Origin of the sequence: Actinosynnema sp. NPDC050801 (assembly GCF_040673975.1) — a bacterium.
Lineage (GTDB): Bacteria > Actinomycetota > Actinomycetes > Mycobacteriales > Pseudonocardiaceae > Actinosynnema.
On sequence record NZ_JBFAQZ010000002.1, the window covers coordinates 353,739 to 378,329 of the forward strand.

General features: G+C 74.9%; 2 protein-coding genes. Both read right to left on the bottom strand.

The annotated features are described in order from the left end of the window. Positions 1 to 16 precede the first annotated feature (16 nt). Positions 17 to 10,240 (bottom strand): amino acid adenylation domain-containing protein, encoded by a 10,224-nt coding sequence (locus tag AB0K14_RS06300; RefSeq protein ID WP_360448120.1) that lies wholly within the window; start codon positions 10,238 to 10,240, stop codon positions 17 to 19. Further along, on the bottom strand, positions 10,237 to 24,561 hold the full coding sequence (locus AB0K14_RS06305) for an amino acid adenylation domain-containing protein (RefSeq protein ID WP_364337579.1): 14,325 nt from the start codon (positions 24,559 to 24,561) through the stop codon (positions 10,237 to 10,239). The genes AB0K14_RS06300 and AB0K14_RS06305 overlap by 4 nt, the downstream gene beginning before the upstream one ends. Between the last annotated feature and the right edge of the window lie 30 nt (positions 24,562 to 24,591).

The window sequence follows — 24,591 nt, forward strand, 5'->3', positions numbered from 1 at the left end:
GGGTTGCGGATCGGTTTCAGCGGCGGGTTTCCAGGTGGGCGGCGAGCACCGCGCCGACGGCGGCCAGCGGGCCGGGTCGGGTCAGGTCGCCGTGCCGGCAGCCGACGGCGTGCACGTCGACGTCGCCGGTGACGTGCGCGCGCCAGTCGGCAGGCACGGGGGACAGGTCGGTCTTGTCTGCGGTGGCGGCGAAGAACAGCACGTCGCCGTCGAAGCGGGCGGTGGTGCCCTCGCCCATCAGGGTCAGGTTGTCGGCGAACACCTCGGCCAGGTCGGCGAGCCGTGCCGGCACCACGTCGGCCAGCGGCCCGTCCGCGACACGTGCCGCGAAGTCGGCCACGGACACGGGGGCGGGCTCGTCCGGGTAGCCGAGGGAGCGCAGCAGGGCGGCCAGCACCCGCGGGTCGCGGGCGGAGTGGACCTCGCCGGTGGGCGCGGTCGGGTAGCCGTCCAGCAGCGCCAGCGTGGCGACCTGTTCGCCCTCCTCGCGCAGGGCGGCGGCCATCGCGTGCGCCACGCCCGCGCCGAACGACCAGCCGAGCAGGTGGTACGGCCCGGTCGGCTGCACGGCACGCACCTGGTCCAGGTAGTCCTTGACCATCTCGGGAAGGCTCGTCGGCCGTGCCTCGGGCTGGGACAGGCCGCGGGCCTGCAACGCGTACACGGGCCGGTCGGGCAGGTGCGGCAGCAGGCCCGCGTACACCCAGCCCACACCGGCCGCCGGGTGCACGCAGAACAGCGGCGCGGCCGAACCGTTGGCGCGCAACGGGAGCAGCACGGCCGGTGGCGCGTCCTCGGCGGACCCGTCGTGCAGCCGTCGTGCCATCGCGGCGACCGTGGTCGCCTCGAACACCGCCCGCACGCCCAGCCGCACGCCGAACTCGGCGCCGATCCGCGCCACGAGCCGCGTCGCCAGCAGGGAGTGCCCGCCCAGCTCGAAGAACCCGTCGTCCACGCCCACCGCGGGCACGCCGAGCACCTCGGCGAACAACGCCGCCAGCGCCTCCTCGACGGGTGTGGACGGCGCGCGTCCGACGACCTGGGCGACCGGTGCGGGCAGCGCCTTGCGGTCCAGCTTGCCGCTCGGGCCGACCGGGATGTCGTCCAGGACGACCACGGCCCACGGCACCATGTGCTCGGGCAGTCGCGACGCGGTGTGCGCCCGCAGCTCGGACTGCTCCGGCACCCGGTCGCCCGCCACGACGTAGGCGACGAGCCGCAGGTCGCCGGGTGCGTGCTCACGGGCCACCACGGCGGCGCGCACGACGTCGGGGTGGTCCTGGAGGACTGCGGCGATCTCGTCCGGTTCGATCCGCAGGCCGCGGATCTTCACCTGGTCGTCGGCGCGCGACAGGTACTCCAGCACGCCCTCGCCGCACCACCGCACGACGTCGCCGGTCCGGTACAGCCGCGCGCCCGGCGTGAACGGCGACGCGACGAACCGCTGCGCCGTCAGCCCCGGCCGCGCGTGGTAGCCGCGGGCCAGCTGCACGCCGGCCAGGTACAGCTCGCCGGGCACCCCCGGCGGCACGGGCCGCAACCGCCCGTCCAGCACGTGCACGCCGGTGTTCCACACCGGACGTCCGATCGGGACGGTGGCGGTGGTCTCGTTGCCGTGCACGGCGTGCGCGGTCACGTCCACCGCGGCTTCCGTCGGCCCGTACAGGTTGTGCAGCCCCGCGTCGGACACCGCGGCGAACCGGCGGGCCAGCGCCGTCGGCAACGCCTCGCCGCTGCACACCACCCGCACGAGGTCGGCGCACTGCTCGCCGGACCCTTCCAGGTGCGCGACGAAGGCGTCCAGCATCGACGGCACGAAGTGCGCCGTGGTGACGCCTTCGCGGCGGATCAGGTCGGCCAGGTACGCGGGGTCGCGGTGCCCGTCCGGGCGGGCCACGACCAGCGCCGCGCCCACCTGGAACGGCCAGAAGAACTCCCACACCGACACGTCGAAGCTCGACGGCGTCTTCTGCAGCACGCGGTCGCGCGGGGTGAGCCGGTACTCGTCCTGCATCCACAGCAGCCGGTTGACGATCGCGGTGTGCTCGACCACCACGCCCTTGGGTCGGCCGGTGGAGCCGGAGGTGTAGATGACGTACGCCGGGTCGCCGCCGCGCACGTCCGGCAGCGCCACCCCGGGCACGGGCTCGTCCTCCAAGCCGCGCAACGCCTCCGCGTCGAGCACCAGCACGGGATCGGCGTCGGCGAGCATGAACGCCACCCGGTCGGCGGGGTAGCCCGGGTCCACGGGCAGGTAGGCCGCGCCCGCCCGGTGCACCGCGTGCAGCGCGACGACCAGGTCGACCGACCGGGGCAGCACCACGGCCACCACCCGTTCGCGGGCCGCGCCCCTGGCGTGCAGCGCCGCCGCGAGCCGTTCGACCCGGGCGTCCAGCTCGGCGTAGGTGATCGCCTGCCGCACGCCGCCCGGTCCTTCGGCGATCACGGCGACGGCGTCCGGCGTTCGGCGGGCTTGGGCGGTGAACAACGCGGGCAGCGTCGTGTCCGGCACGGTCCGCGCGGTGTCGTTCCACGCCACCAGGACCCGTTCGCGCTCGTCGTCGTCGAGGAGGTCCACGTCGCCCAGCCGGCGGTCGGGCTCCTCGGTGACGGCGGTCAGGACGCGGACCAGCCGGTCGGCCAGCGACCGCGCGGTGCCGGCGTCGAACAGGTCCTCCCGGTAGAGGAGGACGCCCTCGACGCCGGCGGGCGCGCCGTCGCCGTCGCGGGTCTCGCGCAGGCCGACGCTCAGGTCGAACGCGGTGGTGCCGGACGTGACGCCCACCGGTTCGACGGTCAGGTCCGGCAGGCGCAGGGCCGCCTCACCGGTGTTCTGCAGGGTCAGCAGCACCTGGCACAGCGGGTGCCGGGTGAGCGACCGGGGCGGGTTGAGCCGTTCCACGAGCCGTTCGAACGGCACGTCCTGGTGGTCGTAGGCGGCGAGGTCGGTGTCGCGGACCCGGGTGAGGAGTTCGGTGAAGGTGGGGTCGCCGGAGGTGTCGGTGCGCAGTACGAGGGTGTTGACGAAGAACCCGACCAGGTCGTCCAGGGCTTCGTCGGTGCGGCCCGCGATCGGCGTGCCGATCGGGACGTCGACGCCCGCGCCGACCCGCGTCAACAGCGTCGCCAGCGCGGCCTGGAACACCATGAACGGCGTGGTGCGGGTGGTCCGGGCCAGGTCGAGCACGGCGCGGTGCAGGTCGGCGTCCAGCACCAGCGGCACCCGGCCGCCGTTCTGCGCGGACGTCGCCGGCCGGGGTCGGTCGACCGGCAGCTCCAGCTCGTCGGGGACGCCCGCCAACGCGTCGACCCAGAACCCGATCCTGCCCGCGCCGTCCGGCTCGTCCGGGTCGTCCTCGTCGCCGAGCAGTTCGCGTTGCCAGAGCGCGTAGTCGGCGTACTGGACGGGCAGCGGCGTCCAGGTGGGAGCGGCCCCGGCTCGGCGGGCGGTGTAGGCGTCGGCCAGGTCGCGCAGCAGCGGTCCCATCGACCAGCCGTCGCCCGCGATGTGGTGCAGCACCAGCAGGAGGACGTGCTCGTCGTCGGCCAGGCGCACCACGGCGGTGCGCAGCGGCAGGTCAGCGGTCAGGTCGAACGGCGTCGAGACGATCCGGCGCAGCGCCGCGTCCAGGTCGTCGGGGGTGCGGTCGAGCAGCGTGAACGGCGCCGTGACGTCGTGGCGGACCTGCTGGTGGGGCGTGCCCCCGACCTCCGGGAACACCGTCCGCAACGCCTCGTGCCGGTCGACCACGTCGGCCAGCGCGGCCCGCAGGGCGGCTACGTCCAGGTTCCCCCGCAGGCGCAGCGCGACCGGCACCGCGTAGCTGGGGTTCCGCTCGTCCAGCCGGTTGACGAACCACAGGCGGCGCTGCGCGAACGACAGCGGCACCAGCTCGGGCCGCTCGGTCGGGCGGAGGGCGGGACGGGCGGGCGTGCCGCGGTCCAGGCACGTGTCCAGCCCAGCGGGCGTGGGGTGCGTGAACAGGTCGGCGACCGCCAGCTCCGCGTTCAGGGCGGTGCGCACCCGGCTGACGAGTCGGGTGGCCAGCAGCGAGTGTCCGCCCAGGTCGAAGAAGTCGTCGTCCGGCCCCACCGCGGGCACGCCCAGCAGCTCCGCGAACAGCCCGCACAGGATCTCCTCGCGCGGCGTGCGCGGGGCGCGGTGGCCGGTGACGAGTTCCGGTGCGGGCAGGGCGCGGCGGTCGAGCTTGCCGTTGGGCGTCAACGGGAGCGCGTCGAGCACCACCAACGCGGTCGGCACCATGTGTTCGGGCAGCACGGTCGCGAGGTGCGTGCGGAGGAGACCGGTGTCCAGCGGTCCGCGCGGCACGACGTACCCGACGAGGGTCTTCAACCCCGGCCGGTCCTCCCGGACCACGACCGCCGCGTGCGCCACGGACGGGTGGCCGGCCAGCACGGACTCGACCTCGCCCAGCTCGATGCGGAACCCGCGCAGCTTCACCTGGTGGTCGGCGCGGCCCGCGAACTCCAGCTCACCGCGCGCGTTCCACCGCACCAGGTCACCGGTCCGGTACATGCGCTCGCCCGGCGCGCCGAACGGGCACGCGGTGAACCGCTCGGCGGTCAGGCCGGGGCGGTCGTGGTAACCGCGCGCCAGCCCCGTGCCCGCCAGGTACAGCTCGCCCACGACGCCGACGGGCACCGGCGCCAACCGGGCGTCCAGCACGAGGGCGCGGGTGTTGGCCACCGGCCGGCCGATGGGCGGCGCGACCTCTGCCCGGCCTACCTCGGCTCGTGCCCCCTCGGCCCGCCCGACTTCCGCTCGCCCGACCGTGCCCGATGAGGCCGCGCCCGCTGCAACCGCGGCCGACGCGGCATCGGCCGGTGCGGCATCGGTGCGCCCGGCGTCGGTCCGCGCGTCGGGCGGCACGTCACCGGCCGTCGCCACGACCGAGAACTCCGTCGGACCGTAGTGGTTGACCAGCCGGAACGGCGTGTGCGCCGGTGGACGGCGGCGCAGCGCGTCACCGCCGGTGAGCACGACGCGCAGCGCGGTCGGCCGCGCCGCCAGGTCGTCCAGCACCAGTTCCAGGCGGGGCGTGGGCAGGAAGCACGTGGTGAGACCGGTCTCGGCGATCCAGGCCACCAGCGCGTCGCCGTCGGCCAGCACGTGGTCGTCCGGCAGGTGCACGGACGCGCCCGCCGTCAGCTGCGGCCAGACCTCCCAGACCGCCGCGTCGAAGCCCTGCGCGGCGACCTGCCCGGTCCGGTCGGCCGGGGTGACGTCGTACTCGCGGACGTGCCACGCGCACAGGTCGGCCAACCCGCCGTGGTCCACCACGACGCCCTTGGGTCGACCGGTCGAGCCGGACGTGTAGATCACGTAGGCGGCGTCGTCCGCCCGCACGGGCACGTCCACGGCCGGCGCGTCCGGCAGGTCCTCCAGGCACACCGCGGCAGGCCCCGTCACGCGGCCCCGCAACGCCCGCTCGGTCACCACCACGGGCGCGGCGGAGTCGGCGAGCATGTGCGCCAGCCGCTCGGCCGGGTAGTCGGGGTCCAGCGGCAGGTAGGCGGCGCCGGTCCGCAGGACGCCCAGCAGCGCGGCGATCCCGGCGGGGGAGCGGCGCAGGCACACACCGACCACCGAGCCGTGCCGCACGCCCAGCGCGAGCAGCCGGTGCGCCACCCGGTTCGCCGCCACGTCGAGCTCGGCGAACGTCATGGCCCCGACCGCCGGGGCGTTCGGCGTCTCCCGCACCCACCGCGACACCTGCGCCGGCACCGACGACCACCCGTCCACCGGGACCGCGGTGTCGTTCCAGTCCGTGAGCACCCGGTCCCGCTCACCGGGCACGAGGACGTCGAGGTCGCTCAGCCGGGTGGCGGGGTCGGCGGTGGCGAGCAGCCGCTCCAGCCGCGCCACCAGCGCGCGGGCGGTGTCGTCGTCGAACAGGTCGACGGCGTACTCCAAGTTCGCGGTCAGCCCGCCGTCGTGCTCGGTGACCGCCAGCACCAGGTCGAACTTGGCCGTGGGGGTCCACGCCGACACGGGTTCGACGGCCAGCCCGGGCAGGGACGACCCACCGCCACCCGCGTTGTTCTGCACGACCAGGGTCACCTGGAACAGCGGGTGCCGCGACAGCGAGCGCGTCGGGTTCAGCTCCTCCACGACCCGCTCGAACGGCACGTCCTGGTGGTCGTAGGCGGCCAGGTCGGCGGCACGCACCCGGGCCAGCAGCTCGCCGAACGCGGGGTCGCCGGAGGTGTCGGCGCGCAGCACGAGGGTGTTGACGAAGAAGCCGACCGCGTCGTCCAGCGCCTCGTCCGTGCGGCCCGCCACGGGCGAGCCGATCGGGATGTCGGTGCCCGCGCCCAACCGGGTCAGCAGGGCGGCGAGGGCGGCGTGCAGCACCATGGACGTCGTGCTGCCGGTCGCGTCGGCCAGCGCCCGCACCGCGTCCCGGGTGGCGGTCCCGAACTCGGCCGCCACCAGGCCGCCACGCCCGGACGGCACCGCCGGCCGGGGCCGGTCCGCGGGCAGGTCGAGCTGCTCGGGCAGGCCGGCGAGCGCGTCGCGCCAGAACGCGAGCTGGGTGGAGACGAGGCTGTCCGGGTCGTCCTGGTCGCCGAGCAGTTCCCGTTGCCACAGCGCGTAGTCCGCGTACTGCACCGGCAGCGGCGCCCAGTCGGGCGCGTCACCGCCGACCCGGGCGCCGTAGGCGGTGGCGAGGTCGCGCAGCAGCGGCGCCTTGGACCAGCCGTCGCTGGCGATGTGGTGCAGCACCAGCACGAGCACGTGCTCCATCGGCGAGACCACGAGCAGGTGCGCGCGCAGCGGGGGTTCCGCGGCGAGGTCGAACGCGTGCGACGACAGCTCCGCCACGGTCGCTTCCACACCGTCGGCGGCCGGTCCGGACACCACGGTCAACTCCGCCGCCGTGTCCAGGACCCGCTGCACCGGTTCGCCGTCCACCTGCGGGAACACCGTGCGCAGCGATTCGTGCCGTGCCACCACGTCGGCGAGGGCGGCGCGCAGCGCGGTCACGTCCAGGTCGCCGCGCAGCCGCAGCGCCCACGGCGAGTTGTAGGCCGCCGAACCCAGCTGGTGCAGCACCCACAGGCGTTGCTGCGCGAACGACAGCGGCAGCGGGTCGGGGCGGTCGGCGGGACGCAGCGGAGGCCGGGTGGAACCGGTCGTGAGGCGGGAGGCGAGGCCACGCGGCGTCGGCGCGGTGAACAGGTCCCGGATGCCGAGCTCCGCGCCCAACGCGCCGCGCACCCGGCTCACCAGCCGGGTGGCGAGCAGCGAGTGCCCGCCCAGCGCGAAGAAGTCGTCCTCCGCGCCCACCGCCGGCAGGGCGAGCACCTGCGCGAACAACCCGCACAGGATCTCTTCCTGCGGTGTGCGCGGCTCACCGTCACCCGCCGCGGGCGAGGGTGCGGGCAGCGCGCGGCGGTCCAGCTTGCCGTTCGGCGTGCGCGGCAGCTCGTCCAGCACGACCACGGCCGACGGCACCAGGTGCTCGGGCAGCAGCGCCATCACGTGATCGCGCACCTCGGCGGGAGTCACGTCGCCGACCACGTAGGCGACCAGCCGGTCCTCGCGCACCACCACGGCGCTCTGCCGCACGCCGGGGTGCCGGTCGACGGCGGCCCGCACCTCGGCAGGCTCCACCCGGAACCCGCGCAGCTTCACCTGGTCGTCGGCCCGGCCCACGTACTCCAGCACGCCGTCGTGCCGCAGCCGCACCAGGTCGCCCGTGCGGTACATCCGCCGTCCCACCCGGAACGGGTCCGCGACGAACCGCTCGGCGGTCGCGGCCGGCGCGCCCAGGTAGCCGTGCGCGAGGCCCGCGCCGGCCAGGTGCAGCTCGCCGACACCGCCGGGCGGCACCAGCTCCAGCCGCCCGTCCAGCACGTAGCCGTGCTTGCCGCCGACCGGCCGCCCGATCGGCACGGACCGCGCGGACAGGTCGGCGTCGGTGATCTCGTGCGCCGTGCTGTAGCCCATGCTCTCGGCGGGGCCGTAACCGTTGGTCAGCCGCACGTGCGGGTGGTCGGCCAGGGCCTTCGCCGCGTGCGACCGCGACGCGGCCTCGCCACCGGTCATTGCTCGGCGCACGGTGGCGAACACCTCGGGGTGCTCGTCCAGCACGTGGTTGAACAGGCTGGCGGAGGCCTTGAACACGGTGACGCCGTGCTCGACCACCAGCCGCGCGATGTCGGCCGGATCGGGCGGTCCGGCCGGGTGCAGCACGCACGTGCCGCCGTGCAGGAGCGCCCCCAGCAGTTCGGTGGCGAACGCGTCCCACGACACCGGCGCGGCCTGCAACCACACCTGGTCGGCGTCGAACTCCGCGTAGTGCTGCCCGGTGAGCGTCGCGACCAGCGCGCGGTGCGGCGCCAGCACGCCCTTCGGCTCGCCGGTGGAGCCCGAGGTGAACATGACGGCGGCGGGCGACCCGGGCGAGACCTCCACGGCGGGCGCGTGGTCGGGGCCGATCGCACAGGGATCCACGAACCGGGCTTCGACACCGTCGAGCGGCGTGCCGACGACCACGGTGGCACCGGCTCGTCGGACGACCTCGCGCAGCCGGTCGGTCGGGAACGCGGTGTCCAGCAGGGTGTAGCAGCTCCCGGCCTTGAGCACGCCGAGCAGCGCGGCGACCAGCGCCGGCCCCCGGTCGAGGTGCACGCCGACCACCGCGCCGGCAGGCACCCGGTGCGCGATCCGGTTGGCCCACCGGTCCAGTTCGGCGTACGTGACGCGCCCGCCGTCGTGGACGAGCGCCGTCTTCTCCGGTGTCGCGGCGGCCCGTGCGGCGACCAGCTCGTGCACGGTGGCGTCGAGGTGCCCACGACCGGGGTCGGTCAGCGCGGCGCGTTCGTCGTCGTGCAGCAGGGGCAGCGTGCCGATCCGGGCGCCGGGGTCGGCGGCCGCGGCCTCCAGCAGCCGGACGAGCCGCCGGCCGAACGCGGCCACGGTGGGCCGGTCGAACAGGTCGACCGAGTAGTCCCAGTCGATCCGCAGGCCGCCCGCGTCGGGCCGCTCGCGGAACCCGATGGTCATGTCGAACTTCACCGCGCCGGTGCCCAGGGACACCGGTTCGAACGTCCCGGTCGGACCGGAGGCGTTCTCGGTGCCGTGGACCAGCATCACCTGGAACAGCGGGTGCCGGGACAGCGAGCGCGGCGGGTTCAGCTCCTCCACCACCCGCTCGAACGGCACGTCCTGGTTCGAGTACGCGGTCAGGCCCGTGTCGCGGACCCTGGCGACGAGTTCGGCGAACGTGGGGTCGCCGGAGGTGTCGGTGCGCAGCACCAGGGTGTTGACGAAGAAGCCGACCAGGTCGTCCAGTGCCTCGTCGGTGCGGCCCGCGACCGCCGTGCCGAGGGGGACGTCCACGCCGCCGCCGTGCCGCGTGATCAACGCGGCCACCGCCGCCTGCGCCACCATGAACAGCGTGGCCCCGGTGTCGGCGGCCAGTTCGGTGAGGGCGCGGTGCACGGACGCGGGCACCTCCAGGGGCACCGAGTCGCCCCGGTGCCCGGCCGTCGCCGGACGTGCCCGGTCGGCCGGGAAGCCCACCTCCACCGGCAGGTCCGCCAACGCCCGGGCCCAGTGCTCCACCTGCCGGGCGAACCGGCTGTCCGGGTCGTCGGGGTCGCCCAGCACGTCCCGCTGCCAGTAGGTGTAGTCCGCGTACTGCACCGGCAGCTCGGGGAACTCCGGCGCGCGCCCGTCGAGGCGGGCCGCGTAGGCGGTCTCCAGGTCGCGCGTGAGCGGCCCGGTCGACCCGCCGTCACCCGCGATGTGGTGCAGCAGCACCAGCAGCACGTGTTCGGCGGCACCGTCCACCCGGAACAGCCGGACGAGCACCGGTGGTGCGGCGGTCAGGTCGAACACGTGCCGCGCCGCGTCCTCCAGCGCGGAGGTCAGCCCGTCCGCCGGCACGACGGTCACCGGCAGCTCCACCGGCGCCGTGCCCGTCGATGGCGCCGTGCCCGTCGATCGCGCAGGCGCGGTGCCCGTCGTCCGCCCCGACGAGGCGGGCCGGATGTCCTGGCACGGCTGCCCGTCCACCTCCGGGTACGCCGTGCGCAGCACCTCGTGCCGTGCCACCACGTCTTCCACCGCGGCACGCAGGGCGGCGACGTCCACGTCACCGCGCAGCCGCAGGGCCACCGGGATGTTGTAGGTGGCGCCGGGCTCGGCCCGGCTGAGGAACCACAGTCGCCGCTGGGTGAACGACAGGGGGATGCTCGGCGCGCTCACTTGACCTCCTCCGGGCGGACCCGGCGCCGCAGCGCGGGGCGGGCCTGTTCCGCGTGGCCCAGGCGCTCGGCGAGCGCGGCCACCGTGCGGTGCTCGAACACGGACTTGATGGACAGCTCGGCGCCGAAGGCCGTCCGCACCCGGCTGATCAGCCGGGTCACCAGCAGCGAGTGCCCGCCCAGGGCGAAGAAGTCGTCATCCGCGCCCACCTCGCCGTCCAGGCCGAGCACCTCGGCGAACAGCGCGCACATGACCTCTTCACGCGGTGTCGCCGGGGTGCGCCCGGCGGGCCGGTCGAGGTAGTCGGGCGGTGGCAGGGCGGCGCGGTCGAGCTTGCCGTTGGCGTTGCGCGGCAGGACGTCCATCCGCACGTACGCGCTGGGCCGCATGTGCTCGGGCAGGTGCTCTTCGGCGTGCGCCCGCAGCGACGCCGGGTCCGGCTCCGCACCCGGTTCGGCCACCACGTACGCCACCAGGCGCTTGTCGCCGGGCCGGTCCTCGCGGACCACGACGGCCGCCTGCCGCACGGTCGGGTGGTGGGTCAGCGCGTTGGACACCTCGCCCGGCTCCACCCGGAACCCGCGGATCTTGATCTGGTCGTCGGCCCGGCCGAGGAAGTGCAGGACCCCCGGACCCGACGGGTCGTCGGCCCCGCCGACGGCCAGCCACCGCACCAGGTCGCCCGTGCGGTACATGCGCTCGCCGGGCTCGCCGTGCGGGCAGGCGACGAACCGCTCGGCGGTCTGCCCCGGCGCGCCCAGGTAGCCCCGGGCCAGGCCGACACCGGTCATGTAGAGCTCGCCGACCACACCGGGCGGCAGCAGGTTCAGGTGGGCGTCCAGCACGTAGAAGCCCTTGTTCACGATCGGCCGGCCCACCGGGATCGACGGCAGGTCGGTGTCCTCCAGGCGCACTTGGTGGCACACCGTGAAGATCATGTTCTCCACCGGCGAGTAGCCGTTGACCAACCGCACGCCGGGGTGGCGGTCCAGCAGCTTGCGCAGGTGCGCCACGGACGCCGGCTCGCCGCCGGTCATGATCTGCCGCACCCCGGCCAACGCGGTCGGGTACTCGTCGAGCAGGTGGTTGAGCAGGCTCGCCGACAGGTGCACGGTGGTGATCCGGTGCCGCGCCACCAGCACGCCGATCACCGCGGGCTCCGGTGTCGGGCCGGGTTGCAGCACGCACGTCGCGCCCGCGAGCAGCGGGCCGAACAGCTCCAGGGCGAACGCGTCCCACGACACCGGGGAGCACTGCAACCACACGTGGTCGGGGGAGAAGTCGACGTACTCCTGGCTGAGCAGGGTGCCGACGAGCGCGCGGTGCGGCGCCACGACGCCCTTGGGCACGCCGGTCGAGCCCGAGGTGAACATGACGCACGCGACGTCCTCGGGTGACACCGCGACGCCCGGCGAGGCCGCCGGGTGACCGGCGACGCGGGCGGCGGTGCCGGGGTCGTCCACGACGAGCGCGGGCACCTCCGGCAGCCGGTCGGCCAGCGACGTCGAGGTGACGACCAGCGGCGTGCCGGTGCGGCCGACGAGCTCGGCCAGCCGCTTGCGCGGGAACCTCAGGTCGAGCGCCGTGTACCCGGCGCCCGCGGTGAGCACGCCGAGCACGGCGACCACCAGGTCCACGTCCCGGTCCAGCAGCACGCCGACGACCTGCCCGGCCCGCACGCCCCGTGCGGTCAACTCGTGGGCCAGCCGGTTGGCCCGGTCCACCAGCTCCCGGTAGGTGACCCGGTGGTCGCCGTGGACCAGCGCCACCGCGTCCGGCGTCCGCTCGGCCTGCGCCGCGACCAGCTCGTGGGCGCAGCGGTCCACGGGCGCGTCGGCGTAGGTGTCCGTCCAGGCGGTCAGCAGACCACGCCGCTCCTGGCGGTCCAGCAGGTCCGGTTGGCTGATCCGGGTGTCCGGGTCCGCGATGACCGCGGCGAACATCCTGGTCAGACGTGTGGCGAGGGCGACGGCCGTGCTGCGGTCGAACAGGTCGGTGGCGAACTCCAGGCTGCCGGTGATGCCCGCGGGCGCGCCCGCGCCGTCGTGCTCCTCGCGCAGCCCGAGGGTCAGGTCGAACTTCGCGCTCGCCGTGTCCACCGGCGCGACCTCGGCGGTCAGGCCGGGCATCTCGACCAGTGCCGCGCTGTTGTTCTGCAGCACCAGCATGACCTGGAACAGGGGGTGTCGGGACAGCGATCGGGTCGGGTTGAGCTCTTCGACGAGTCGGTCGAAGGGGATGTCCTGGTGGTCGTAGGCGGCGAGGTCGGCTTCGCGGACCCGGGCCAGCAGTTCGCGGAACGTGGGGTCGCCGGAGGTGTCGGTGCGCAGCACCAGGGTGTTGACGAAAAACCCGACCAGCTCGTCCAGGGCCTCGTCCGTGCGGCCCGCCACCGGTGAGCCCGCGGGCACGTCGGTGCCCGCGCCCAGGCGGGTCAGCAGGGCCGCGAACCCGGCCTGGAGCACCATGAACGGCGTGGTGCCGGTGGTGCGGGCCAGGTCGAGCAGGGCCCGGTGCAGGCGCGCGTCCAACTCCACCGGCACCGACTCGCCCCGGCCCGACGCGGTCGCCGGGCGGGCCCGGTCGACGGGCAGCGGCAGCTCGTCGGGCACGCCGGCCAGCGCCTGCCGCCAGAACCGCAGCTGCCGGGCCAGCGGGCTGGTCGGGTCGTCCGGGTCGCCGAGCAGCTCCCGCTGCCACAGCGTGTAGTCGGCGTACTGCACGGGCAGGGGAGCCCAGTCGGGGGCACGGCCGTCCAACCGGGCCGTGTAGGCGTCGGTCAGGTCGCCCAGCAGCGGCCCCATCGACCAGCCGTCGCCCGCGATGTGGTGCAGCACCAGCAGGAGCACGTGGTCGTCCTCGGCGATCCGCAGCAGCAGCGCCCGCACCGGCAGCTCCGCGGTCAGGTCGAACGCCTCCCGCGCCGCCGCGGGCACCGCGACGTCCACCTCGGACTCGGCGACGACGAGCACCGGCAGCGGCAGGGCCACGTCCGACGCGGGCCGCACGACCTGCTGCGGCACGCCGTCGATCGACGGGAACACCGTGCGCAGCGATTCGTGCCGCCGCACCACGTCGGTCAGCGCCGCGTGCAGCGCCGTGACGTCGAGCGACCCGCGCAGTCGCACGGTGTGCGGCACGTTGTACGACGCGCCCGAGCCCTCCAGCTGGTCGATGAACCACAGCCGGGCCTGCGCGTACGACAGCGGGACCTCGTCCGGCCTCGGCGCGGGCGTCAGCGCCAGGCGGTCGGCGACCCGGTCCAGCCGGCCGCACAGCCCCGCCGGTGTCGGCGCGTCGAACAGGTCGCGGATCGCGAGTTCCGCGTCGAGCGCGGTCCGCACGCGGCCCACCAGCTTCGCGGCCAGCAACGAGTGCCCGCCGAGCGCGAAGAAGTCGTCGTCGACGCCCACCTGGTCCGCCGTCAGGCCGAGCACGTCGGCGAACAGCCCGACCATGATCGTCTCGCGGGGTGTGCGCGGCGCGCGCCCGCCGACGCCGGAGGTCACCGCGGGCACCGGCAGCGCGGCCCGGTCGAGCTTGCCGTTGGCGTTGAGCGGGATGCGGTCGAGCAACACGTACGCGGCGGGCCGCAGGTGGCTCGGCAGCACCGCCGCCGCGTGGGCCGCCAGCTCGGCCGGGTCGACCGCGGCGCCGGCCTCGGGCACGACGTAGGCGACGAGCCGCTTGTCGCCGGGCCGGTCCTCGCGGACCACGACCGCGCTGCGCCGCACGCCGGGGTGGCCGTCCAGGGCGGCCCGCACCTCGCCGGGCTCGATCCGGAAGCCGCGGATCTTGACCTGGTCGTCGGCGCGGCCCACGAAGTGCAGGACCCCCGACCACGTCCGGTCGTCGGCCCCGTCGACGGCCTGCCACTTCACCAGGTCACCGGTGCGGTACATGCGCCGACCCGGTTCGAAGGGGCAGGCGACGAACCGCTCGGCGGTCAGGCCCGGTTCGCCCGCGTAGCCGTGGGCGGAACCGGCCCCGGTGACGTACAGCTCGCCGGGGACGCCGGGCGGGACGAGGCGGAGGCGGTCGTCCAGCACGTAGGACCGCTTGTCGGCCAACGCGGTGCCGATCGGCACCGGCCCGTCGGCGTCCTCCGGTCGCACGTCGTGGAAGCTCGTGTAGACCATGTGCTCGGCCGGCCCGTAGCCGTTGACCACGCGGACGCCGGGGTGGTCGCGCAGCAGCCTGGTCAGGTGCGGCGCGGACGCGGCCTCGCCGCCGGTCATGACGACCCGCAGCACGTCGAACACGCCGGGGTGCTCGTCCAGCATGTAGTTGAGCAGGCTGGCGGACAGGAACGCCGTGGTCACGCCGTGCTCGGCGACCAGGTCGGCGATCCGCGCGGGCTCGGGCACCTGGCCGGGTTGCAGCACGCACGTGGCGCCGGACAGCAGCGCGCCGAACAGCTCCAGCACGAAGCCGTCCCACGGCAGCGGGGCGCTCTGCAACCACACGTGCCCCGGCGAGCCGTCGAAGAAGCCCTGCCCCACGAGCGTGCGCACCACCGCGCCGTGCGGCGCGAGCACGCCCTTGGGCTTGCCGGTGGAGCCCGAGGTGAAGATGACGCAGGCCGCCGCGGCGGGGTCGACGTCGACCGCCGGCGCGTGGTCGGGTCGTGCGCCCACGTCCGTCGCGATGTCCAGCATCCGGTACGCGCCGTCCAGGCGGGTCAGGCCGGCCGCGTCGGTCACGACCGCGACCGCGTCGGCGGCGCGCAGGACCGCGGCCACCCGCTGGTCCGGGACACCGGGGTCGAGCAGGGTGAACGCGGCCCCGGACTTGAGCACCGCGAGGACCGTGACGACCAGCTCGGTCCCCCGGTCGAGCAGCACGCCGACGAGGTCGCCGGGGCGGACCCCGGAGTCGAGCAGGTGGTGGGCGAGCCGGTTGGCCGCCGCGTCCAGCTCGCGGTAGGTGGTGCGGGTGCCGTCGAAGACGAGGGCGGTGGCGTCCGGCGTGGCTTTCGCGTGCGCGGCCACCACTTCGTGCGCCGTGCGGTGGTCCACGACCCGCGCCGGCCCGCTCGGCGAGCCGGCGGCCAGGAACTCCCGTTCGGCCGGGGTGAGGACGTCGAGTTGCCCGATCCGGACGCCCGGGTCGGCGGCCGCGGCCCGGAGCACGGCCGCCAGCCGGTCCACGAGCGTGGTCGCGGTGCGGCGCTCGAACAGGTCGGCGGCGTACTCCAGGCCGCCCACCACGCCCGCCGGCGTGCCGTTCTCGTACTCCTCGCCGAGGCTCAGCGTGAGGTCGAACTTGGCCGCCCCGGTGTCGACCGGCGTGACCTCCACGTCCAGACCGGGCAGCCCGGGCCGGGCGCCCGCGTTGTTCTGCACCGCGAACGCGACCTGGAACAGCGGGTGCGTGCCCGGCGTGCGCACCGGGTTCAGCTCCTCGACCAGCCGGTCGAACGGGATGTCCTGGTGGTCGAACGCGGCGAGGTCGGTGTCGCGGACTCGGGTGAGGAGTTCGGTGAAGGTGGGGTCGCCGGAGGTGTCGGTGCGCAGCACGAGGGTGTTGACGAAGAAGCCGACCAGGTCGTCCAGTGCTTCGTCGGTGCGACCGGCGACCGGAGCGCCCAACGGCACGTCGGTGCCCGCGCCCATCCGCGTCAACACGACCGCGAACGCGGCTTGCAGCACCATGAACAAGGTCGCGCCGTGGCGTCGCGCGAGGTCCAGCAGCGCCCGGTGCAGGTCCGCGTCCCACCGCACGTCCACCAGCCCGCCGGCGCCGCCCTCGGCCGTGCGCGGGTGGTCCAGCGGCAGCGGCACCTGGTGCGGCAGGTCCCGGAGCGCCTGCCGCCAGAACTCCAGCTGCGCGTCGCCTGCCTCGCCGAGCAGTTCGCGTTGCCAGAGCGTGTAGTCGGCGTAGTGGACGGGCAGTGGCGTCCAGTCGGGTGCGGTTCCGGCTCGGCGGGCGGTGTAGGCGTCGGTGAGGTCGCGCAGCAGCGGTCCCATCGACCAGCCGTCGCCCGCGATGTGGTGCAGCACCAGCAGGAGCACGTGGTGGTCGGCGGCGAGGCGGAGCAACGACGCACGCATCGGCGGTTCGGCGGTGAGGTCGAACGCCTCCCGCGCCCATGCCCCGTCCACGGTGGACGGCTCGTGCACCGGCAGCTCGACCTCGCCCGCGGGCAGTACCACCTGCCGCGGCTCGCCGTCGACCGACGGGAACACGGTCCGCAACGCCTCGTGCCTGCCGACCACGTCGGTCAGCGCGGTACGCAGGGCGTCCACGTCGAGGTCACCGCGCAGGCCTACGGTGTGCGCGACGTTGTAGGCGGGGTTCGGGCCGCGCAACTGGTCCACGAACCACAGCCGTGCCTGCGCCGGGGACAGCGGGATCCACTCGGGACGGTCCATCGGCCGCAGCGGGGTGCGTGCGGCGCGGGCCGAGCCCAGCCGGTCGGCCAGGGCGGCCGGCGTCGGCGCGTCGAACAGGTCGCGGATGCCCAGCTCCGCGTCGAGCGCGCCGCGGACGCGGCTCACCAGCTTCGCCGCCAGCAGGGAGTGCCCGCCGAGGTCGAAGAACCCGTCGTCCAGGCCCACCCGGTCCTCGGCAAGGCCCAGCACGTCGGCGAACAGGGCGACGACGATCTGCTCGCGCGCGGTGCGGGGCCGTCGGCGTGCGGACGGAGCCGCCGCGGGCACGGGCAGCGCGGCCCGGTCGAGCTTGCCGTTCGGTGTCAGCGGCAGCGCGTCCAGCGGCACGTACGCGGACGGGCGCAGGTGGTCCGGCAGCGCCGCCGCCGTGTGCGCCCGCACGTCCGCCACCGGCGTGCCGGGCGCCACCACGTACGCGACGAGCCGCTTGTCGCCGGGCCGGTCCTCGCGGACGACCACGACGGCGTCCACCACACCGGGGTGCGCGGTGAGCACGGCGCGGACCTCGGCGGGCTCGACCCGGAAGCCGCGGATCTTGACCTGGTCGTCGGCGCGGCCGAGGAAGTCCAGGGTGCCGTCGGCGCGCCAGGCGACGAGGTCGCCGGTGCGGTACATGCGTCCACCGGACCCGAACGGGTCGGCGACGAAGCGTTCCGCGGTGAGTCCGGGTGCGCCGAGGTAGCCGTGGGCGAGGCCGCCGGTCATGTAGACCTCGCCGGGCACGCCGACGGGCACAGGAGCGAGCCGGTGGTCCAGCACGTACACGCGCTTGCCCGCGATCGGCGAGCCGACCGGGATGACGGCGCGGTGGGTGTCCTCGGGCCGGATCTCGTGGCACAGCGTGAAGATCATGTTCTCGACGGGGGAGTAGCCGTTGACCAGGCGCAGGTCGGGGCGGTCGGCCAGCAGCGCCCGAACGTGGGCCACGGACGCGGGTTCGCCGCCGGTCATCAGCTGCCGGACGCCGCGCAGGGCGTCGGGGTGCTCGTCGAGCAGGTGGTTGAGCAGGCTCGCGGACAGGTGCGCGGTGGTCACGTCATGCGCGGTGAGCAGGTCCGCGACGACCGCCGGGTCGGTCACGTGGCCGGGTTGCAGGACGCACGTCGCGCCGTGCAGCAGCGGGCCGAACAGCTCCAGCGCGAATGCGTCCCACGACACCGGTGAGCACTGCAACCACACCTCGTCGGCGGTGAAGTCGACGTAGCGCTGGCCGGTGAGGGTGCCCACCAACGCCTCGTGCGTGGCCAGGACGCCCTTCGGCTCGCCGGTCGAACCGGACGTGAACATCACGAACGCCACGTCGGCGGGTGCGACCGCGATGACCGGTGCCGAGCCGGGACGGGTCGCGATCACGTCGGCCTCGGCGTCGACCAGGAGCGTCGGGGCGTCCACCACCCCGGCCAGGTCGGTGCTCGTCACGACGACCGGCGCGACGGTGCGCGCCACCACGGCCCGGAGCCGGTCGGCCGGGAACCTCGGGTCGAGCATCGTGCAGCCCGCACCCGCGCCCAGTGCGGCCAGCACCGCGACGACCAGGTCGGGGCCGCGTTCGAGCAGGACGCCGACCACCTGGCCGGGCCGGACCCCGGAGGCGACCAGGTGGTGCGCCAACCGGTTGGCCCGGTCGACCAGCTCGGCGTAGGTGACCCGCTCCGCGCCGCAGACCAGGGCCGTGGCGTCCGGGGTGAGCCGTGCCCGGTCGGCGACCAGCGCGTGGGCCGTCGTGGCGGGTGAGGCGGGTCCGCCGTCGTTCCACGCCACCAGCACGTCGTGCCGCTCCGCCGAGGTCAGCAGGTCGATCGAGCCGATCGCGCGGTCCGGGTCGGCCGCGACGTCGGCCAGCAGCCACGTGAAGCGGTCGAGGAGGCGTTCGGCGGAGTCGCGGTCGAACAGGTCGACGGCGTACTCCAAGTACCCGCCGATCCCGTCCGCCGTCTCGGTCGCGGCCAGCGTCAGGTCGAACTTCGCGGCCGTGTTCGGCACCGGCTCCGGCACGCACGTCGCGCCGGCCAGGTCCACGGCCGCGTCCGCGTTGTTCTGCAGCACCACCATGACCTGGAACAGCGGGTGCCGGGCGGGGCTGCGCACCGGGTTCAGCTCCTCGACCAGCCGGTCGAACGGCACGTCCTGGTGGTCGTAGGCGGCGAGGTCGGTTTCCCGGACTCGGGCCAGCAGTTCGCGGAACGTGGGGTCGCCGGAGGTGTCGGTGCGCAGCACGAGGGTGTTGACGAAGAAACCGACCAGGTCGTCCAGGGCCTCGTCCTGGCGTCCCGCGACGGGCGTGCCGATCGGGATGTCCGTGCCCGCGCCCATCCTGGTCAGCAGGGCGGCGAACGCCGCTTGCAGCACCATGAACAGCGTCACGCCGTGCGCGCGGGCCAGGTCGGCCAGCTCGTGGTGGACGCGGGCGGGCACGTGCAGCGGCAGGGACTCGCCCCGGTGGCTCGGCACGGCCGGTCGGGGGTGGTCGGTGCGCAGGTCGAGCCCTTCCGGCAGGTCGGCGAGCGCGCTGCGCCAGTGCGCGAGGTCGCGCGCCAGGCGGGACCTCGGGTCGTCGGCGTCACCGAGCAGGTCGCGCTGCCACCGCGCGTAGTCCACGTAGGCCACCGGCAGGGGCGTCCAGTCGGGTGCCGCGCCGGTGAGGCGTGCGGTGTAGGCGGTGGCGAGGTCGTCCAGCATCGGGCGCAACGACCAGCCGTCGCCCGCGATGTGGTGCAGCGTCACCAGCAGCACGTGGTCCTGCGCGCCGGTGCTCAGCAGGTGCACTCGGATCGGCGGGCGTGCCGCGAGGTCGAACCGGTGGCCGGACCCGGCCCGCACCACCGGGTCCACCTCCTCGACCTCGTGCACGGTCAGCACGGACGTGACGGCGTCCTCGGGCAGCACGTGCTGGTACGGCTCGCCGTCGAGGACCGGGTACACCGTGCGCAACGGCTCGTGCCGCCGGACCACGTCGGTGACGGCGCGGTCCAGCGCGTCGACGTCCACCGGTCCGGTGACGCGGGCGGCGAACTGCACGTTGTACGTCGTGCCGCCGTCGACCTGGTCCAGGAACCACAGGCGGGCCTGTGCCGGCGACAGCGGCGGGTGTTCGGATCGCTCACCGGCGACCAGCGCGGGCCGGGCGGTGGACGCGCCGTCCAGGCGGAGCGCCAGGTCGGCGACCACGGGCGCGGCGAACACGTCCCGCACCCCGATCTCCACGCCGAACGCCGCACGCACCCGGGCGGTGAGCTTCGCCGCCAGCAGCGAGTGGCCACCGAGCGCGAAGAAGTCGTCCTCCGGACCCGCCTCGACGCCGAGCACGTCGGCGTACAGACCGCACAGGATCTCCTCGCGGGCACCGCGGGCGGCACGCCGGCTCACGACCACCTGGTCCGGCGCGGGCAGCGCCGCCCGGTCCAACTTTCCGTTCGGCGTCAGGGGGAGTAACTCCACCAGCACGTACGCCGCGGGCCTGAGGTGCTCGGGCAGGAGGTCGGTGACGTGGGCGCGCAGGGCCACCGGGTCGGGTGCGGCGCCGGGCTCGGGCACCACGTACGCCACGAGCTGCTTGTCGCCGGGCCGGTCCTCCCGCACCACCACCGCGCTCTGCCGCACGCCGGGGTGCCGCTCGACGGCCGTGCGGACCTCGGCGGGCTCGACCCGGAAGCCGCGGATCTTGACCTGGTCGTCGGCGCGGCCGAGGAAGTCCAGGGTGCCGTCGGCGCGCCAGGCGACGAGGTCGCCGGTGCGGTACATGCGTCCACCGGACCCGAACGGGTCGGCGATGAACCGTTCGGCGGTGAGTCCGGGTGCGCCGAGGTAGCCGTGGGCGAGCCCGCCGGTCATGTACGCCTCGCCGGGCACGCCGACGGGCACAGGGTTGAGCCGGTGGTCGAGCACGTACACGCGTTTGCCCGCGATCGGCGAGCCGACCGGGATCGTCGCCAGGGCGGTGTCGTCGGCGGTGATCGCGTGGCACAGGGTGAAGATCATGTTCTCCACGGGGGAGTAACCGTTGACCAGGCGCAGGTCGGGGCGGGTGTCGAGCAGCCTGCCGACGTGGGCCACGGACGCGGGTTCGCCGCCGGTCATCAGCTGCCGGACGCCGCGCAGGGCGTCGGGGTGCTCGTCGACGAGGTGGTTGAGCAGGCTCGCGGAGAAGTGCGCGGTGGTCACGGCGTGCTCGGTGAGCAGGCACGCGATGACGGCGGGGTCGGTGACGTGCCCGGGTTGCAGGACGCACGTCGCGCCGTGCAGCAGCGGGCCGAACAGCTCCAGCGCGAACGCGTCCCACGACACCGGCGAGCACTGGAGCCACACGTCGTCGGCGGTGAACTCGACGTAGTCCTGTCCGGTGAGGGTGCCCACCAACGCGCGGTGGGTCGACAGGACGCCCTTCGGCTCGCCGGTGGAACCGGAGGTGAACATGACGCACGCGAGGTCGTCCGGGTGGACGGCCACGTCCGGCGCGGTGGCGGGCAGCGCGTCGTGCCCCGTGGGGCTCACGGTCGTCACGCCGGGGAAGTCCGCGGTGGACACCACGTGGCGCAGACCTGCCCGGTCCGCGACGGCGGTGAGCCTGCCGAGCGGGAACCTCGGGTCCAGCACGGTGTACGCGGCGCCGGCCTTGAGCACCGCCAGCACCGCCGTGACCAGCGTCGCGTCCCGGTCCAGCAGCACACCGACCACGTCACCCGGCGTGACGCCGGAGTCGATCAGGTGGTGGGCCAGGCGGTTCGCCGCCGCGTCCAGCCCGGCGTAGGTGAGCGTGCCGTCCGCGACCAGGGCCACCGCGTCGGGCGTGCGCCGCGCCCGTTCGGCGAACACGACGTGCGCGGGCCGGTCGTCACCCCGCGCCGGTGCGCCGTTCCACGTGGACAACAGCCGTTCGCGTTCGTCGGCGTCCAGCAGGTCGACCGCGGTGATCGGGGTGTCGGGCGCGGCGGCGACCGCCGTCAGCAGGCGGGTGAGCGCGGTGGCGAAGCGCTCGGCGGTGGCGCGGTCGAACAGGTCGGTCGCGTACTTGAGGGTGCCGGCGATGCCGTCGCCGGTTTCGGTGAGGTCGAGGGTGAGGTCGAACTTCGCCACGTCCAGGTCCACGACCCGGTGCTCGGCCCGCAACCCGGCGAAGTCGGCCGTCACCGGTGGCGTGTTCTGCAGCACCAGCATGACCTGGAAGAGGGGGTGTCGGGACAGCGATCGGGTCGGGTTGAGCTCCTCGACGAGTCGGTCGAAGGGGACGTCCTGGTGGTCGTAGGCGGCGAGGTCGGTGTCGCGGACTCGGGTGAGGAGTTCGGTGAAGGTGGGGTCGCCGGAGGTGTCGGTGCGCAGCACGAGGGTGTTGACGAAGAACCCGACAAGGTCGTCCAGGGCTTCGTCGGTGCGGCCCGCCACCGGCGTGCCGATGGCCAGGTCGGTGCCCGCGCCGAAGCGCGTGAGCAGGGCGGCCACGGCGGCGTGCAGCACCATGAACACGGTGCTGCCGGTCCGCCCGGCGAGGGCTTTCAGCGCGGCGTGCGGCCCGCTGGCCAGCGCCAGCGGGACGGTGTCGCCGTGCGTGCTCCGGATCGCCGGTCGAGGACGGTCCGCCGGCGGGCTGGACTCCTCCGGCAGGCCCGCCAGGGCGGTGCGCCAGAACTCGCTCCAGGAGTCCTGCTCCCACAGCGCGTAGTCCGCGTACTGCACGGGCAGCGCGGGCCAGTCGGGCGTCGTGCCGGCCGAGCGCGCGCGGTAGGCGGCGGCCAGGTCGCGCAGCAGCGGCGCGGTCGACCAGCCGTCGCCCGCGATGTGGTGCAGCACCAGCAGGAGCACGTGGTCGTCGTCGGCCAGGCGCAGCAGGTGGGTGCGCAGCGGCGGTTCGGCGGCGAGGTCGAACGGCTCGGCCGCCAGCACCCGCACCAGCTCGTCCGGGTCGGCGCACGCGTGCTCGGACCACGTGGGCGCGGCGGTGTCGAGGATCCGCTGGACCGGCGAGCCGTCCACGACCGGGAACACGGTGCGCAGCGACTCGTGCCGCGCCACCACGTCGCCGACGGCGGCGCGCAGGGCGTCGGGGCGGAGCTCGCCGCGCAGCCGCACGGTCACCGGGATGGTGTAGGTCGCGCCGCCCTCGACCTGGTCGAGGAACCACAACCGCGACTGCGCGAACGACAGCGGCTGCACGTCGGGCCGGGCGGTGGCGGTCAACGGGGGACGTGCCGCGGCGGCCGACGGCAGCGCCGCGGCCAACGCGCGGGGCGTGCGCGCGGAGAACACGTCGGCGATGCGCAGCTCCACGCCCAGCGCGGCGCGCACCCGGCTCACCAGGGTCGCGACCAGCAGCGAGTGCCCGCCGAGGTCGAGGAAGTCGTCCAGGGCGCCGACCGCGGGCAGGCCCAGCACGTCGGCGAACAGGCCGCACAGGACCTCCTCGTGCGCGGTGCGTGGTGCCGCGTCCGACGTGGTGGCGGCGGGTGCCGGGAGCGCGGCCCGGTCGAGCTTGCCGGTCGCCGTGCGGGGCAGCACGTCGAGCAGCACGACGGCGGAGGGGACCAGGTGCTCGGGCAGCAGACCGGCGACGTGGGCGCGCAGCTCCCGCGGTGTGGCGGTGCCGTCGGCGACGGCGTAGGCGACCAGGCGCTTGTCGCCGGGGCGGTCCTCCCGGACCACGACCGCCGCCTGCCGCACCGCCGGGTGCCCGGTCAGCGCGGACCGCACCTCGCCCGGCTCCACCCGGAAACCCCGGATCTTGACCTGCTCGTCGGCACGGCCCAGGAACTCCACCGCGCCGTCCGCGCGCAGGCGGCCCAGGTCGCCCGTGCGGTACATGCGCCCACCCGGTCGCGCCGGGTCGGCCACGAACCGCTGCGCGGTGAGCCCCGGCTGCTTGAGGTAGCCGTGCGCCAGACCGCCGCTCATGTAGATCTCGCCGGTCCCACCGGCCGCGACGGGGCGCAGGTCCGGCCCGAGCAGCACGGCGGTCTTGCCCGCCAACGGCCTGCCGACCGGGATGGACGTGCCGCGCGCGTCGTCCCTGGTGACGTCGTGGCACAGCGTGAAGATCATGTTTTCGACCGGCGAGTAGCCGTTGACGACCCTGAGGTCCGGGCGCAGGTCCAGCAGCGTCGCCAGGTGCCGGGTCGACGCGGCCTCGCCGCCCGTCATCAGCACCCGCAGGCCCGCGAACGCACCGGGGTGCTCGTCGAGCAGGAAGTTCAGCAGGCTGGCCGAGAAGTGCGCGGTCGTGACGCCGTGCTCGGCGACGAGGTCGGCGATCAGCGCCGGGTCGGGCGCCCCGCCCTCCTGCAACACGCACGTCGCGCCGTGCAGCAGCGGGCCGAACAGCTCCAGGGCGAACGCGTCCCAGGAGACGGGGGAGCACTGGAGCCAGACCTCGTCGGCGGTGAAGCGGGCGTAGTCCTGGCCGGTGAGGGTGCCGACCAGGGCCCGGTGCGGCGCCACGACGCCCTTCGGTTCGCCGGTCGAGCCGGAGGTGAACATGACGCACGCGACGTCGTCCGCAGCCACGGTGACGTCCGGTGCGGTGGACGGCCGTCCGGCGATCCCGGGCGCGGCGGGGTCCACGACCGCGAGGTCGCCGGCGAGCACGTCGTCGGCGGCGATGACCGCGGTGACGTCGGCCCGCTCGCACACCGAGGCCAGCCGGGCGGCGGGGAAGCGCGGGTCGAGGACCGTGTAGGCCGCGCCCGCCTTCAGCACGGCGAGCACCGCGACGACCAGCTCCACGCCGCGCGGCAGGCGCACGCCGACGACGTCACCCGGCCGCACGGCCAGGCCCACGAGGTGGTGCGCCAGCCGGTTGGCGCGGGCGTCGAGCTCGCCGTAGGTCACCCGGGTCCGCCCGCTCACCAGTGCCGTGGCGTCGGGGGTCCGCCCGGCTTGGCGGGCGAACAGGGCGTGCACGGCCTGGAGGGCCGTGTCGATCGGGTGTGTCGTGGTCACCGCAAACCAGCTCCCCAGTCGTCGCGTGTC